Source organism: Agarilytica rhodophyticola (assembly GCF_002157225.2).
GTDB lineage: Bacteria > Pseudomonadota > Gammaproteobacteria > Pseudomonadales > Cellvibrionaceae > Agarilytica > Agarilytica rhodophyticola.
In genome coordinates, this window is sequence record NZ_CP020038.1 from 6,431,573 (window position 1) to 6,447,043 (window position 15,471).

Sequence of the window (15,471 nt, forward strand, 5' to 3'; positions counted from 1 at the left end):
TACTTATTTCGCGCCTGATGAAAACTCTGGATATGCTTCCATACCACACTCTGAAATATCGACGCCATTAAATTCTTCTTCCTCAGACACACGCACGCCAATCACAGCTTTGATTACAAACCAAGCAATCAAAGAAGTAGCAAACACCCATACAAAGATAACCAGAGCACCTAGAATCTGCATACCAAAGCTAGCACTGTCATTAGTAAGAGGCACAACCAACAAGCCAAATAAACCAACGACACCGTGAACAGAAATAGCACCAACAGGATCATCTATCTTTAACTTATCCAAGCCAACAATGGAGAAAACCACTATCACGCCTCCTACAAGGCCGATAATTGTTGCTACTAAAGCAGAAGGTGTATCAGGGCCGGCAGTGATCGCCACAAGGCCCGCTAAAGCACCATTGAGCGCCATAGTTAAATCCGCTTTGCCAAACATGATACGAGCAACCATTAAGGCGCCAATCAATCCACCTGCTGCCGCTGCATTGGTATTGAGGAAAATCATCGCTACAGCACCGGCGTCACCCTTGGTAGAAATAACAAGTTGTGAGCCACCATTAAAGCCAAACCAACCCATCCAAAGAATGAAAGTTCCCAATGTTGCTAATGGTAAATTAGCGCCCGGTATGGCGTTAACACTACCATTACTATTGTACTTGCCTTTACGAGGCCCCAGAATTAACACACCAGCTAACGCCGCTGCAGCACCGGCCATATGAACAATGCCTGAGCCTGCAAAATCTTGAAAATCAACCCCGGCACCTTCAGGCTTACCTTTAATTTGGAAAGAGCCAATGATAGCTTCGCCTCCCCAAGTCCAAGAGCCTTCCATAGGATAAATAAAGCCACACATAACAACAGCAAATAATAAAAACGCCCATAGTTTCATGCGCTCAGCAACCGCTCCTGAAACGATGGACATTGCCGTTGCCACAAACACTACTTGGAAGAAAAAGTCTGCTGCGTTTGAATAGCCTAAACCAGCATCAGCATCAGCTAAGTTGGAAAGAAAGAAACCGAAGCCATTGCCGCTATACATAAGTTGATAGCCACAGATCATGAACATGGTGCATGCGATAGCAAATAGCGAGATATTCTTAGTTAAAATTTCAGTGGTGTTTTTAGCTCTTACAAGTCCGGCTTCTAGCATTGCAAAGCCCGCGGCCATCCACATAACCAAGGCGCCACTTACCAGGAAGTAAAACGTATCTAAGGCAAATTGTAATTCTTGTACCTGAGTCTCCATAGTGTTCCCCAAATGTTACTTATATATTCTCATTGTCAATTTTTATAAGGCGTCTTCACCAGATTCACCGGTGCGGATACGAATAACTTGTTCTAGTGAAGAAACAAATATTTTTCCGTCGCCAATTTTTCCACTGTGTGCCGCTTTGCTAATGGCTTCCATAACAGAATCCACTTGATCGTCAGCAATAGCGACTTCTAGTTTGGTTTTGGGTAAAAAGTCCACTACATACTCCGCACCTCGATAAAGTTCGGTATGGCCTTTTTGGCGTCCGAAGCCTTTAACTTCAGTTACAGTAATCCCTTGTACACCAATTTCAGAAAGAGACTCTCTCACTGCATCGAGCTTAAAAGGTTTGATTACAGCAGTAATTAATTTCACTGGGCTGCTCCTATAATTTTCATATCGTGATTTTATTTCATGGCGCCAAAAGGCTTTAGTAAAAAGCAGTAGAACAAGGCTACTACCCCCACAAAAATTTCTAAAAAGATTTCGACCAACTAATACGGCTTATGGGCTCATCGGAGTTGGCACTACCAACATTGCGAGCTTCGTCATCGGCGACACTCAATGCGATCGATACCTCACCAAAGTCCCCAAGATCTTTAGTAGCGGCAACTTCAAAGTAACCGTAGCTCAAATCACCAACACCGGTGACACCATCGGCATCAAAGTCATAAAAACCGTAGGTGGCACTGAGATTCCAAGTCTCCTCAATTTCCCCACCGATACCGATATAGTAGTGAACATCCCCCTCTGCAAAGGCTGCAGTATCTTCTTGAATTTCGCTGACAACAGTAACGGCTGCACCAAAAGAAAGTAGGCTGTAGCTAAAATCCAGGGCAATTTCGCCAAAGTCTGAATCTGCTTTCACTCCTGGATACCAGTAGTAAATAAACATTGCGCTATAGCCAAAATCGCCCACCTCACCGCCAAAACCAGTGTACAAGTCCGTTTCACTAGAACCGAAAGAGGTGTTTGATATCCAAGTTCCAGCAAAAAAGCCACCTTGTGTGTAGTCCAATCCACCTTGCACTGCCGACCCATTTTGAGTTTGACTAATGCCACGCCATACGTAGTCATTTGTTGCGGTTATATTTGCAGCCAGCTCAGCATGCGAAGGCAGGGAAGCCATTAAAGCCAGAGTAGCGGACGTCATCAACAGTGTTAACTTTTTCATTGCTATACCCTCTAATAATTTTTTTATAGTGGCTTCGCCATTCCATTACTGCCCCCAAAACGAAGCTGCAGAAACAAAAGCAGTTCTCATGCCAATAGAATATTTTGTATTTTTTATGATATATTTCAAAAACTTAGAGAGAATTCTTACAAACTGGACTGATAGGTGTGGAAGGCGTCGCACCAAAATAACGCTCACCTCCAAATATGGCGCAAACAAAACGCACCAAATGCAGACATTACATTTAAAATGAGCAATCCATCTAACAAACTCTATTCACTAAACTAGAGAAAAGCTGTTTGAGAGCATTTTCAAGTGCTTACCTGAATAGGCTTGAGTGGTTTAAAATAGGGCAAAAAATCACATCCTTAGGGCCTCTTACAATGATTGAACAACTGGCAAAGCAAATCTTTAACGATATTCAACAGACACTTGCTAACGGCAATACAGAGAAAAACGCATCAGCATCAGCCTCTAAGATCAAAGCCCTGATAGAAGCTAATCTTCGCAAACTCAATTTGGTGACCCGAGATGAGTTTGACGCTCAACAATCAGTACTCGTAAGAACAAGAGAAAAACTAGAACAACTTGAAAAACAGATGCAATCGATGGAACAGGCTATTCAAGAAGCATCCAAGTCAGATAACAGCTAATACTAATTTAGCTGACAAAGCTCGAAGTATTTCGTATGATTTATTAGCTTTTTATGCATTGGACTCCAATAACAGGATATTGGAGTCAAAGATTACTTACCCAAGGAATGGATATGTCACTAGCTATTGTATACACACGCGCGCAATTCGGAATTAGCTCACCTCTTGTCAGAGTCGAAATTCACCTTTCAAATGGTTTACCTGCATTCAATATTGTTGGCCTACCTGAAACAGCGGTTAAAGAAAGCAAAGATAGAGTTCGCAGCGCATTATTGAATAGTTATTTTGAATTTCCACAGCGACGCATTACCGTTAATCTTTCGCCCGCTGACCTGCCTAAAGAAGGGGGACGTTTTGATTTACCCATTGCTTTGGGTATTCTCGCTGCATCAGAACAGATTCCTAAAGATTCTCTAAAAAACCTAGAGTTTGTTGGTGAGTTAGCATTATGCGGCGAACTGCGCGAAATTAAAGGCTGTCTCTGCGCGGCAATGGCCACAGGAAAAAATAAGCGGGCACTAATATTACCAGCAGCTAATGAAACCGAAGCATCTTTATGTAAAAGTACCGATATATATCTCGCTTCGACACTCCTTGAAGTATGCGCCCATCTGCACGGTCGGTGTACCCTGCCATCACCCAAACAAAAAGTTGCCCCTACTGTTATTCACAAAAAAGATTTAAATGAGATCAAAGGGCAATTACAAGCCAGACGAGCCTTAGAAATAGCAGCATGTGGCGGACATAATATTCTTTTTTATGGGCCACCCGGTACAGGAAAGTCCATGTTGGCCAGCCGTTTACCTTCTATTTTACCTGAGCTTGAGGAAAATGAAGCCCTTGAATCTGCAGCAATAAAATCGATTACCTCCGAGACGCTCTCAGATTCATGGTTATCTCGCCCTTTTCGCTCGCCCCATCATACTGCATCAGCAGTAGCCTTAGTGGGTGGCAGCTCGCCGCCAAAGCCAGGTGAAATTTCATTGGCCCATAACGGCGTTTTATTTCTTGACGAGTTACCAGAGTTTTCCCGTCATGTATTGGAGGTGTTGCGAGAACCCATGGAGTCAGGTCATATTTGTATCAGCCGCGCCAGCGCTCAAGTTAATTACCCAGCGAACTTCCAGCTTGTTGCAGCAATGAACCCCTGCCCATGTGGTTTTTATGGAGAGGATTCGGATCGATGTAACTGTTCATCTGCACAAGTTAAACGTTATCGAGATAAAATTTCAGGGCCTTTATTAGATCGCATTGATTTACACGTTAAAGTGGATTCACTAACGGTAGAAGAGATACAAAGTAAATCACCAGGGGAAGCTAGCGAAATAGTTCGCCAGCGTGTTAGCGAAATTAGAATGCAACAAATAACACGACAAAAAGTATGTAATGCCCAACTTGACGGAAAAGAAATATCTTATTATTGCCAATTAACAAATAGTGAAAAAAGTTTATTGGCACACGCAATGCGAAAGTTAAATCTTTCTGCAAGATCTTATGATCGAATTTTAAAAGTGGCTCGAACAATTGCAGATATGGAAAAAAGCGAAAATATACAATGTACGCATATCAGCGAAGCACTTACTTATCGAAATTTTGATAGGCAGCAGCTTTAAATCATTTAAGTATTTTTCATAATTATGACAAAAACAATCGTTTTACTAAAAAACTCTAACGGTTAAGTTTTATTATTTATTTTTATCATAGTTTTCTAAAAGATAACAGGTTCACGGCAATACTTTAAAAATAACATTCTTCTTAGTCGAACTATATGCCAACCAAGGGCCTACTTTTTCGTATGTGAGAAGTGGGACGTTCGCATATCCGCACTGTACTTTTTTTCCATTCATTTATACCTAAATCAGAACGAATCGCTTATTAATTTTTTGTAGCTTAACGCCTGTATTTGTCTCAATGCTCTCTCGCAGCTATTGCCAGTGATATTCAATACCGAAGCATTAATAAACAAATAAAAATTCATCACACTAGACTGCATCCATTTCGAACAAACCACGAGAAATAAAAAATGAGGAATAGCATACGTTTTAAAAATAAACTAGGCGCTTTAGTAGCGGCAATGAGTTTAGCTTTAACAACTCATGTACACTCCGCTTGTGAAGTCGACTACACAATTGAAAATGATTGGGGAGGCGGAGCACAAATTAGCATTCGCATCACCAATACCGACTCATCCCCGATCAACGGTTATCAGTTGCTTTGGCAAGCTCCGGCTGGCGAAAGCTTTGCCTCTGGTTGGAATGCCACATACACTAACAGCGCAGGTGGTAGCATGTCGGCATCAAATCCGGCTAGCCACTGGAACGGCAATATTGCCGCCAATGGGGGCTCTGTTGCCTTTGGTTTTATGATTGCAAATAGTGCCGCACCAGCCGATCCGGTTATGGCATTTACATTAAATGGCAACCCTTGTAATGGTGATGTTGTACCAACACCCACCTCGACGCCGACACCCACGGCTACACCGACAGTAACGCCAACACCTACTCCGAGCCCCACAGCGACACCGATTCCAACACCTGGCGACATAACTGCAGCCAAAGCGATTGCCGAAATGGGCCAAGGATTTAATCTAGGGCAGATGTTCGACAATACGCAACATCCCCGAACATTTGCTGCAGCACGTGCAAAAATCGATGCTTATTATGCACAAGGATTCCGTAATGTACGTATCCCTATTACCTGGACACGCGATGTAGGCGGTTCGACATTAGTTAATAACCCTAATATTGGTGATGTTAACCGCAATCACCCGCGCTTAGCAGTAATTACACAAGTGATAGATTACGCACTATCTCTATCTGACATGTATGTCGTTATCAATACTCATCATGAAGGCATCATTAAAGATAGCGAAGATTGGCGAATTCTGGAACGACTATGGACAGATATTAGTGATATTTTTGGTGACCGTGATGCACGATTAATTTTTGAAATTATCAACGAACCACATAAATCTGCACCTCCCTATGATGCAATGCCACCTGCATCTCTGAGATTAATGACCGGTAAAGCATACGATAAAATTCGTGCCGTTAATCCAAAACGCATTATTGCTATTGGTGGCAACCGTTGGTTCGGCAGTCATGAAATGGCAGAGACTTGGCCAAACTTAGACGATGTTGGTGGTGGTAACGACAAGTACCTCATGGCGACTTTCCATCATTACAACCCATGGAGTTTCCACGGTGATAATCAAGGAGATTATGCAGACAACTGGAATGACAGTCATATTTCTGATCCAATGGATCAAATGATTAGCTGGTCAAATACCGTGGGCAACGGTATGCCAATTTACATCGGTGAATGGGGTACTGGATGGAATAGTCAGCTGCCAACTATGGATTGTAATAATATTCGCCTCTGGTATGAAAAATTTGACAAAGAATATGCTTCTCCACGCCAACAACCCACAATGGTTTGGGACGACGGCGGATGGTTTATGGTGTACGACCATGCGAGCAATAGTTGGAACAATAACCTCTACCAATGTATTGCCGAAGGAGATTGCCAATGGAGTGGTAGCGAGCGATTCAATAGTGCTTGTTTCTAGCAACCTCTAGAAGAATCCCCAAGGGATTTGAACAGTTAAATCAAACGTTCAAATCCCTTTTCTAGTAAGCACTTAACCATATACTTTATTCTCTATTTCGCCAAGTAATCGATAAAGCAACTATAGTCGTTGACAAAGGCTGTTTTTATTACTATATTTGTTTGTATGTACAAACAAATATAGTAATAAAAACGGGTATTGTCATGAACCTCTCAGGCTGGAACCGAGCAACATCTCCATTTCATTCAGGCGAACAAGAACTACAAAACCGCTTAGGCCTCAAAGAAAGACAAGAGGACATAGGCCGCCAAATACTTCGTCCATTTATGCCTGACCAGCACAGGGAGTTTTTCAATCAACTTCCATTCATGATTATCGGCAGTGTCGATGACAATGGATGGCCTTGGGCTTCAATAGTTTTTGGCAAACCAGGTTTTATAACAAGTCCAACTGATAAAAAACTTAATATCAATGCAAAACCATTTGCCGATGATCCTCTCACAAAAAATGTAACCACCAATTCGCCACTTGGATTTGTTGGTATTGAACTGGCGACCCGTAGACGCAATCGTATGAATGGTGTGGTGGCAACAACAACTGAAAGTGCTATTGAGATTGATGTAGTTCAGTCCTTTGGCAACTGCCCTCAGTATATACAAACACGTTCAACTGAATTTATTAGAGATCCTCAAGAAAAAGTTGAAATTGAAAAGCGAAAATTAACTAACCTAGATAGTGAAACCATATCACTAATCAAAAATGCAGATACATTCTTTGTTGCCAGCCACAACCCTGAAGATGATATACGCGATACAGGAGGTGTTGATGCAAGTCACCGTGGTGGCCAACCAGGTTTTATAAAAATCGACGGTAATACACTTACTATTCCCGATTTTATTGGCAACTATGCATTTAACACATTAGGTAATTTTTTAATAAATCCTAAAGCTGGATTACTTTTTATCGATTTCGAAAGTGGAGATTTACTCTATTTAACAGGCACAACAGAAATCCTATGGGACAAAAATGATGAGATTGAAGCGTTTCGTGGTGCCGAAAGAGCATGGAGGTTCACACTTGATCACGGCATACTTCTTAAAAATGCAAGTCCATTACGTTGGACGTTTGGCGAATATTCTCCCAACACTCAATTTACAGGTAATTGGACTGACGCGGCAGCAACACTTGCAGCAAAAGAAAAACGCAGCGCTTGGCTACCCTACCATATATCAAGAATCGTTGACGAAAGTGACGAAATACGTTCATTTTATCTTACACCAGCGCAAGATAATGTGAGGTTTGATTTTAAACCAGGGCAACACTTAACTATTCGTATAACACCAGAACAATCCTCCCAGCCGATTATTCGTAATTATACTCTTTCTTCAGCTCCCACAGACCGACTTTATCGTATCTCAGTAAAGCGTGATGGTATTGTTTCAAACCACCTTCACGATAAATTGAGAGTAGGCGATATTATCGAAGCAAAAGCACCCAGTGGTAACTTCGTATTCGATACCACTGAAAAGAGACCTGCTGTACTTATCGGCGGCGGTGTAGGCATTACACCAATGATGTCAATGGCACGAGCCATAGCCAACGATGGTACAAGGTTACGATATATTCGACCATTGACAGTAATTCATGCAGCCAAAACAAGTAAAGCACGTGCTTTTCTAAAAGAATTTAACTCACTTGCGGATCGCTGCAGCAATAAACTGAAATACATTTCTGTACTCAGTCAACCTCAAGCCAATGAATTGGCTGGACATAATTTCCATGCGAGTGGGCGAATTTCCGCTGACTTATTACAAAGTATACTGCCACTTGCAGATTATGATTTTTACATATGTGGGCCCAATGGATTCATGCAAGCCGTTTACGACATAGTGCGAAGCTTAGGCGTAAATGATAATCGTATTTTTGCCGAGAGTTTTGGGCCATCGAGCTTAAAGCGAAAGCTCGACGCATCTGCCAACAAGACAGAAGATATCTCAAAGGAAGAAGCTGATGATGCCATTGTTACATTCTCTGAATCTAAAGTAGAGCAAGCCTGGCATAAAGAAGAAGGTACATTACTAGAGTTCGCTGAAAACCATGGCCTGACACCTAGCTTTGGCTGTCGTAACGGTTCTTGTGGCAGTTGCGCCGTCACCCTGCAAGAGGGTGACGTTTCTTATCGAACAAAACCCACATATCAAACCGAAGAAGGCGAAGTATTGATCTGTTGTGCTCGCCCAGCAAAAGATTCAGAAAAAGTAATATTAAAAATGTAACGACCAAAAATTTATTTTGTTAAATCAAGAAGGAAAAATTATGAGCACTATTAAACTCTACGATGTTCCACTTTCGGGACATGCCCATAGACCCAGAGCACTACTTAAATTACTAAATATCGAATATCAAACCATTGCCGTGGATATGATGTCGGGTGAACATAAAAGTCCTGAGTTTTTAAAAATTAATCCACTTGGGCAAGTGCCGGCGTTTATCGACGATAGTGTAGTATTACGTGAATCTACAGCAATACTCGTCTATCTTGCATTAAAATATGATGATAAACGCACTTGGCTACCAAGCGACCCAGCAGCAGCAGCAGAGGTACAAGCATGGTTATCTGTCAGTTCTAAAGAAGTTTATGAAGGGCCATGTGCTGCACGCATAAGTAAACTTTTTAAGGCGCCAATCGATCATGGCAAAGCAGTGGAAAAAGCCTACCAATTATTTGATACCTTATTCGAACCTCATTTAGAAAAAAATAATTGGCTAGTTGGCGAGAAACCGACAATCGCAGATATCGCTAACTACGCTTATATTGCAACTGCCCACGAAGGTGAGATTTCATTAGATAACTATCCACATATTTCGGCTTGGCTTAAACGTATAGAAATGCTAGAAGGTTTTGAAAAAATGCCAAGCGCTGCAGATATTATGGCTTAGGTTTTTCAATAGTACTTAAAAGTAACGGCTAAAAGTAGTCGTTAAAGATAGGGCCCTTTAATAGAGGCCCTAATATTCACATATTAATATCCAACATTGAAAATTGTACGGAAATGCTTAGGCTCTTCTATTTCATCAAGCATAGCTACAGCAAAATCTTCAGCACTAATATTACCTTTTCCTCCTGCTGAATTTGTCAGCATAGTTCTACCGCCAAGGCGAAATTTACCCGTACGTTCACCAGGCTCAATAATCCCAGCCGGAGCAAGAACAGTAAAGTTAATATCTTCATGAACCATCATGCCATAAGCCCGGCGCATGCCACTCGCTTCAGGTAAAATACCTTCAGGGGTTAAGTCAAGAGCATTTGTTCCATCTGGCATATTAAGGGAGCTGCCACCACCAACCATTAGAATACGCTTACCTATTTTATGATATACAGCGATTAGAGATTGCGTAAAAGTTACTGCATCTGCAAATGCATCTTCGGTGTTACGTGGACTAACGGCTGAGACAATAACATCGACATTAGAAGCTTGTTCAGCTACGGCTTCTGAGTCGTTAACATCTAGAACGATCTCTACTACATTATCCAAAAATTCTAATTTTTTATTACCTCGTGTAGCTGCAATAACTTCATGTCCACGGGAAATGGCTTCGTTTAAAATACGACTGCCAACCATGCCGGTAGCACCAATAAGTAAAATTTTCATATTTTCTCCAGTATAATTTAAATCAAGTTTGTTTTTGGGAAGTGCATGCTATTGATTTATCAATGCGGCAATATTTCCTAGATTTCCATAGCAAGAAGTATGATCAAGCAGCTCTAGACTATTACCTTTAACTTTAATAAGCGTTGGCACGCCTTTTGAGCCAACGAGCCTCATTAAATACAATGCCCTGCTTGCTATCTCATCTGCTCTTTTAACTAGCTCAGGAGTTCCAATTCTTTCTGCTTGTAAAGAAGTCACACCTTCTTTTTTCAGCGCTTCTACCACCGCACCACGATCCATGGCTGAAACACCATCGATATAGCGTGCTGACTCAAGCCTTCTACGAATTGCAAACTCTGCTTCAACTCCCCTTCCATGCATCAACGCAGCTGCTTGAGCACTATATGATGAGAAGAGAACTTCATGCTTTGATAGGACAACATTATCTATATACTTTTGGGAAAACACTTGGCCTGTTAAAGAAGCAATTGTTGCATCTGCTTTTAGAATTAACTCTCCCTTGCCATCAGCCAACTTGTAGGAATGCATTCCCTGAAATAGATGACGGTGTAAAACTTCCAATTCCACATCAGCGTCAACTAAAGCATCAAAAATCGGAGCAGCACCGTAGCACCAACCGCAATAAGTATCGTAGATAATAATAAGTTTCGGTTTGTTCATATAAATCTCTACCAACTGATTGTATTCAACACTCATTCAATAAAAACTGATTGAGTTAGCGCAGGAGAGAAGGTAACAAATACCAATAGTCACTTAAACACACATAAGATTGATTTATTGTAAGCTAAAAGCTAACATTCTTATCATGACGACTCGATACAACCTCAATAGACTCACTTATTTTATTGCCACTATAGAAGAAGGCAGCATTACTGCTGCTGCAAACTCATTGGGCATAAGTAAGGCAGTTGTAAGTAAACAGTTGCAGTTACTTGAAGAGGAAGTAGGAGTTAATCTTTTTATGCGCAATACACGTCGCATCCGTCCAACCCAAGCAGGGCAATCTTTTTATACTGAAGGTAAAGCTGCCTTGGTTTGCGCAAATGAAGCTTTCGAGAATATCCTTGAACATGACAGTTTGCCGAAAGGGAAAATTAGAGTGACAGCACCGGTTGATTATGGCTTAGCATATGTTGCTCCCTTGGTTGCGCAATTTAGAAATGAATACCCAACAGTCAGTATCCATTTAGACTTAAGGGATGAGCAAGTCGACATCATAGATCAAGGTTATGATCTAGCTTTTCGCGTAGGGTGGCTCAATGACTCCAGCAACTTGGCCCGTAAGCTCCAGGAATTTCAGGAAATAGTCGTCTGCAGTCCTACGGCAGTAAAACAGGCGTCTATCAGACGGCCAGAAGACCTTCATAAGCTATCATTTATTGCGAACCATAACTTAAAAAGCCCAAATCTTTGGATATTCCAACGCATGGATGAAATACAAAAATTAGAAATAAAGGCGGCTTTGTCGATAAATATCACAATGGCCATCAAAGAGGCAGTGATAAATGGTAATTCTTTCGCTATTCTTCCTGATTTCCTGGTAAAAAAAGAATTACACGAAGGAAAGCTAATCAGATTATTACCCAAGTGGTCACTAAGAACTGGAGGAATTTATACCCTAAGCCCTCCTGGGCGCCGGCGTACAAAAGCCCTAAGAAGCTTTCTTGAAATGGTAAACCGAACAATTTCATAACTCGCCTCACACCTCCCTACTTTTGCAAGCAAATAATAATGGATAAAATTCCGTCCCTAATGATCATATGCTAATATTAGTGTATGTACACACAATTTAATTATTACATTTATATCAGGAGAAACTAAGTGTTTGATGGATGTATTTATTTCAACATCGCCACAGTTAATCGGCAAATTACTAAAATCTGGCAAGATGAGTTCGCCTTAGTAGGACTTTCACCCTCACATGGTTACTTGCTGATGGCAATCGCCGAAAACCCTGGTGCTTCACAAAAAGAAATGCGCGAAATGATGGAATTGGATGCTTCTACTATTACACGATTTATTGATGCCCTTGTAAGCAAAAAACTTATTGCAAGAGAAGGTAGTGGTAAAGGCTCAGCTATTGTATTAACAGCCAATGGTAATAACACCGTCAAGAAACTTCAAAAAGTATCATTGAGATTAAGAGAGAAAATGATGGGTATTATTGGGAACGGTGAATTTGAAGATATTATCAATACACTTCACCAAGTGAAACGCAATTTAAACGCAAGCGAGACTTAAAAGCCGTCGTTATAAATACAACTACTAACAAACAAAAATCGCAATACACAAAAACTAACTTTCCATTCACAATTTTATCCCCAGTTCTTGTGGATAAATAATTTTTCAAAGTGCATAGAGTTAATACACTTTGGATGCTTTCATGTCAGGGTATACAGTGAACGGATAGCAGATAATACAACCACCATCGTCCGCTAATATATCTACAAAAATAGCGCTAACAGAAACTAAAGTCTCAAAAATTTTTAACCTAATGGAAGCTTGCTCTCAAACTTATTGCAAATAACAAGTCGCTGCATAAATTATAGTAAAAATACAGTAAATTATAGTTATATAAATACTTGACATGTAAATCTGTACAGCTATATTGGTACTTTATTTAAGTTTCGTAAGAGAAACTCAATATGAGTACCGAGATAAGCATTAAAGAAGCCGCAAAACAACTTAATATTAGCGCACAACGAGTTAGAACTCTCTGTCGAAACGGTGAACTAAAGGCAAGAAAAATTGGCAACACTTGGTTAGTCAATCAAGCAACACTGGAAAAATATGGGTTGCGAACTGCTCATAAAGTAGCCGAAGATCACCCAGCATATAAAGTTAATAACAAGAAGCCCATCGCTTTGAGTTTTTTTTCAGGTGCCATGGGTCTTGACCTTGGAATCGAAAAAGCGGGGTTCGACATACGCCTCGCCTGTGAAATAGACAAATTTTGCCGACAAACTATTGCATTAAATAAGCCCAATACCGCCCTACTAACGGATATTAACCATTATTCGGCGGGTGATATTAGAGAAGCTGCCGGCCTTGAGAAAAATAACGACATAGACCTGATTGTCGGAGGCCCTCCCTGCCAAGCATTCAGCACGGCAGGCAAAAGAAAAGGCTTTAACGATGATCGCGGCAATGTATTTTTAAAATACTTAGAACTTTGTTTTCAATTAAAACCTAAATACTTTGTGATTGAGAATGTCCGCGGCTTGTTATCTTGTCCCATGGAACATCGGCCACATGAACAAAGAGGCCCGGATTTTCCAGACTTAAGAGAAGATGAGCTTAAAGGCGGCGCACTTAACTTTGTGATCAATCGGCTGCAAAAATCTAAATATAGCTATTCGTTTAACCTATATAACTCTGCTAACTTTGGCACACCTCAGGTGAGAGAGCGGGTGATTATTATTTGTTCGAGAGACGGTCAGCGCCCACCTTTTCTTACACCGACACATTCGGAAACAGGAGAGTATGGACTTAGCAAATGGAATACCCTCAAAACATGCATTAGCAAAATAAAGCAGCACAATCATCTTTCGTTTCCTGAAAAACGACTAAAGTATTACAGGATGCTAGGGCCTGGGGAAAATTGGAAAAACCTACCTGTGGAGCTACAAAAAGAAGCAATGGGCAAATCATTCTATTCTGGTGGAGGGAAAACCGGTTTTTTGCGCCGTCTGGCCTGGAATAAACCATCACCAACCCTCGTCACCCACCCAGCAATGCCTGCAACCGACTTAGCACACCCGGAAGAAGATAGGCCCTTATCAGTTCAAGAGTACAAAAGAATACAAGAATTTCCCGACAACTGGGATCTTGCTGGGCCAATTATTCAGCAGTACAAACAAATAGGTAACGCGGTGCCTGTCAATATGGGCTTTGCCGTCGGTAAACTAATAACAGAATTATTGAATAATAAAACAACGAAAGCTTATCCTGGTTTTAAATATTCTCGCTATAAAAATACCAGCGACCAAGAGTGGAAAAAGGAGTTTAAAGAAAGAGTTAAGTCTCTCAAAGAAAAGAAAACAGCAGCACACAGTGCCTGATACTAGAAGCTGGTAACTCGCCAATACCGTATTAGCAAGTGCGGCAGTTATGATATAGCTTCTAGTTACCGCTAAGCAAATTACTGATATCCAAGCAAAGTCTCTCTCGTCTCTACACCTACTTGTGCAAAAATATCTAGTAGCCTTTCATAGGCACCGATGCCGCCTAAAAAATCCCAATAATCCTTGCCAATTAAAACACACTCGTCTGTATGCATATCAAACATTTTCAAAGGAAAGGAATGATTATAATCCTTTCTCTCTTGGCCATGAGGATTATAGTAAAGACCGAGATATGTTTGAAAATTGCTATCTTCAGACTTTAGTAGCAACATATCTTTCTTCGCTATCTCTGACTGATCCAGATTTGGTGTTACGGTTTTGATAGAAATAAAGTATTCCGTTGCATCTTTTTTAAGCCATAAATCAGAAATAATCCGTCGAACAACCGTATCCCCTTTGGTAAAGGAAGAAAGAGTTTGGACTTCTTTATGCCATTGAGGTCTTTTTTGGCCACTGCGTAGATCTGCACAGATTCTCTCTACTTCATCTACGGCGCCCTTATAAACATTAATCATAGTTTCTTTTTGGCGCTGAGCTTGAAAACCATTTTCGATTGCAACAAGCTCCGATATTTTTTCTATAGGGCCTTGACCAAAAGACGTAGAAAACGAACGCTCAAAGGATGATACCTTGACAATTTCAGGTGTTAACAATGCCTTATGAAAGGGCTTATTTGCTTTTTCCGTGACGATACGATTCTCCGTTCGTTTTAAAGCTCCAGCGACACAGGCGCGCAGTATGTCTTTTATATTATTTGCAATTTCCACTTTCAACGTTGTTCTCCAATCCCAGTCGCTGCAATCTATCTATGGCTTGCTCATAACTCATTCACGACCAAGCTACGATGAGCATCAGCTAAATATAACAGCTCAACGATATGTCTCTATAAAATGGAATAATGGAGTATTTGAAAAGAAATATAAATACAATTGTGGTAGATGATGCCAAATTAAGAAGAGTTGACCCATTGGCCGCGAAGCCAATGGGTTTTGAACTGAGGTAAAATTTACCTCTATAA

Annotated in this window: 14 protein-coding genes; 8 read left to right on the forward strand and 6 right to left on the reverse strand. The window is 40.9% G+C overall.

The window, feature by feature from the left end:
- Window positions 1-3 precede the first annotated feature (3 nt).
- The 3 genes from BVC89_RS26600 to BVC89_RS26610 all read right to left on the reverse strand — a co-directional run bounded on the left by BVC89_RS26600 (window position 4) and on the right by BVC89_RS26610 (window position 2,434).
- Window positions 4-1,254, reverse strand: coding sequence for an ammonium transporter (locus BVC89_RS26600; protein ID WP_086934118.1), 1,251 nt, complete (start codon window positions 1,252-1,254; stop codon window positions 4-6).
- Window positions 1,255-1,296: 42 nt separating this feature from the next.
- Window positions 1,297-1,635: a P-II family nitrogen regulator gene (gene glnK, locus BVC89_RS26605; protein ID WP_086934119.1), complete on the reverse strand. Its 339-nt coding sequence runs from the start codon at window positions 1,633-1,635 to the stop codon at window positions 1,297-1,299.
- Window positions 1,636-1,735: 100 nt separating this feature from the next.
- Complete coding sequence (locus BVC89_RS26610) at window positions 1,736-2,434, reverse strand: TorF family putative porin (RefSeq protein ID WP_086934120.1); 699 nt, start codon at window positions 2,432-2,434, stop codon at window positions 1,736-1,738.
- A 383-nt stretch (window positions 2,435-2,817) separates the two neighbouring features.
- Between BVC89_RS26610 and BVC89_RS26615 the strand changes: the two genes are divergently transcribed.
- From BVC89_RS26615 to BVC89_RS26635, 5 genes are all read left to right on the forward strand, one after another.
- A complete protein-coding gene (locus BVC89_RS26615) occupies window positions 2,818-3,087 on the forward strand; it encodes an accessory factor UbiK family protein (RefSeq protein WP_086934768.1) in 270 nt (89 codons plus the stop codon).
- Between the two features lie 113 nt (window positions 3,088-3,200).
- Complete coding sequence (locus tag BVC89_RS26620; RefSeq protein ID WP_086934121.1) at window positions 3,201-4,700, forward strand: YifB family Mg chelatase-like AAA ATPase; 1,500 nt, start codon at window positions 3,201-3,203, stop codon at window positions 4,698-4,700.
- 410 nt (window positions 4,701-5,110) lie between these two features.
- Window positions 5,111-6,655, forward strand: coding sequence for a cellulase family glycosylhydrolase (locus BVC89_RS26625; RefSeq protein WP_086934122.1), 1,545 nt, complete (start codon window positions 5,111-5,113; stop codon window positions 6,653-6,655).
- 203 nt (window positions 6,656-6,858) lie between these two features.
- Complete coding sequence (locus BVC89_RS26630; protein ID WP_086934123.1) at window positions 6,859-8,931, forward strand: pyridoxamine 5'-phosphate oxidase family protein; 2,073 nt, start codon at window positions 6,859-6,861, stop codon at window positions 8,929-8,931.
- Window positions 8,932-8,971: 40 nt separating this feature from the next.
- Window positions 8,972-9,595 (forward strand): glutathione S-transferase family protein, encoded by a 624-nt coding sequence (locus tag BVC89_RS26635; protein ID WP_086934124.1) that lies wholly within the window; start codon window positions 8,972-8,974, stop codon window positions 9,593-9,595.
- Window positions 9,596-9,678: 83 nt separating this feature from the next.
- Here the strand turns inward: BVC89_RS26635 and BVC89_RS26640 are convergent, their stop codons facing one another.
- Together BVC89_RS26640 and BVC89_RS26645 are read right to left on the reverse strand one after the other, a co-directional pair.
- The gene (locus BVC89_RS26640) at window positions 9,679-10,308 is read right to left on the reverse strand and encodes an NAD(P)-dependent oxidoreductase (protein WP_086934125.1); all 630 of its coding nucleotides are present in this window, start codon (window positions 10,306-10,308) and stop codon (window positions 9,679-9,681) included.
- A 48-nt stretch (window positions 10,309-10,356) separates the two neighbouring features.
- Entirely contained in the window at window positions 10,357-10,989 is a 633-nt protein-coding gene (locus BVC89_RS26645) for a DsbA family protein (protein ID WP_086934126.1), read from the reverse strand.
- Window positions 10,990-11,134: 145 nt separating this feature from the next.
- Here BVC89_RS26645 and BVC89_RS26650 point away from each other — a divergent pair, with 145 nt between their 5' ends.
- From BVC89_RS26650 to BVC89_RS26660, 3 genes are all read left to right on the forward strand, one after another.
- A complete protein-coding gene (locus tag BVC89_RS26650) occupies window positions 11,135-12,022 on the forward strand; it encodes a LysR family transcriptional regulator (RefSeq protein WP_086934127.1) in 888 nt (295 codons plus the stop codon).
- A gap of 128 nt (window positions 12,023-12,150) precedes the next feature.
- The gene (locus BVC89_RS26655; RefSeq protein ID WP_086934128.1) at window positions 12,151-12,570 is read left to right on the forward strand and encodes a MarR family winged helix-turn-helix transcriptional regulator; all 420 of its coding nucleotides are present in this window, start codon (window positions 12,151-12,153) and stop codon (window positions 12,568-12,570) included.
- Between the two features lie 404 nt (window positions 12,571-12,974).
- A complete protein-coding gene (locus tag BVC89_RS26660) occupies window positions 12,975-14,390 on the forward strand; it encodes a DNA cytosine methyltransferase (protein WP_086934129.1) in 1,416 nt (471 codons plus the stop codon).
- An 80-nt stretch (window positions 14,391-14,470) separates the two neighbouring features.
- Here the strand turns inward: BVC89_RS26660 and BVC89_RS26665 are convergent, their stop codons facing one another.
- Entirely contained in the window at window positions 14,471-15,220 is a 750-nt protein-coding gene (locus BVC89_RS26665; RefSeq protein ID WP_245929443.1) for a TdeIII family type II restriction endonuclease, read from the reverse strand.
- Between the last annotated feature and the right edge of the window lie 251 nt (window positions 15,221-15,471).

Excerpts from the sequence above, each read along its gene's own strand:
- BVC89_RS26600 (WP_086934118.1), bottom strand. The coding sequence starts at position 1,254 with ATGGAGACTCAGGTACAAGAATTACAATTTGCCTTAGATACGTTTTAC.
- BVC89_RS26610 (WP_086934120.1), bottom strand. The coding sequence starts at position 2,434 with ATGAAAAAGTTAACACTGTTGATGACGTCCGCTACTCTGGCTTTAATG.
- BVC89_RS26615 (WP_086934768.1), top strand. The coding sequence starts at position 2,818 with ATGATTGAACAACTGGCAAAGCAAATCTTTAACGATATTCAACAGACA.
- BVC89_RS26620 (WP_086934121.1), top strand. The coding sequence starts at position 3,201 with ATGTCACTAGCTATTGTATACACACGCGCGCAATTCGGAATTAGCTCA.
- BVC89_RS26625 (WP_086934122.1), top strand. The coding sequence starts at position 5,111 with ATGAGGAATAGCATACGTTTTAAAAATAAACTAGGCGCTTTAGTAGCG.
- BVC89_RS26630 (WP_086934123.1), top strand. The coding sequence starts at position 6,859 with ATGAACCTCTCAGGCTGGAACCGAGCAACATCTCCATTTCATTCAGGC.
- BVC89_RS26635 (WP_086934124.1), top strand. The coding sequence starts at position 8,972 with ATGAGCACTATTAAACTCTACGATGTTCCACTTTCGGGACATGCCCAT.
- BVC89_RS26640 (WP_086934125.1), bottom strand. The coding sequence starts at position 10,308 with ATGAAAATTTTACTTATTGGTGCTACCGGCATGGTTGGCAGTCGTATT.
- BVC89_RS26645 (WP_086934126.1), bottom strand. The coding sequence starts at position 10,989 with ATGAACAAACCGAAACTTATTATTATCTACGATACTTATTGCGGTTGG.
- BVC89_RS26650 (WP_086934127.1), top strand. The coding sequence starts at position 11,135 with ATGACGACTCGATACAACCTCAATAGACTCACTTATTTTATTGCCACT.
- BVC89_RS26660 (WP_086934129.1), top strand. The coding sequence starts at position 12,975 with ATGAGTACCGAGATAAGCATTAAAGAAGCCGCAAAACAACTTAATATT.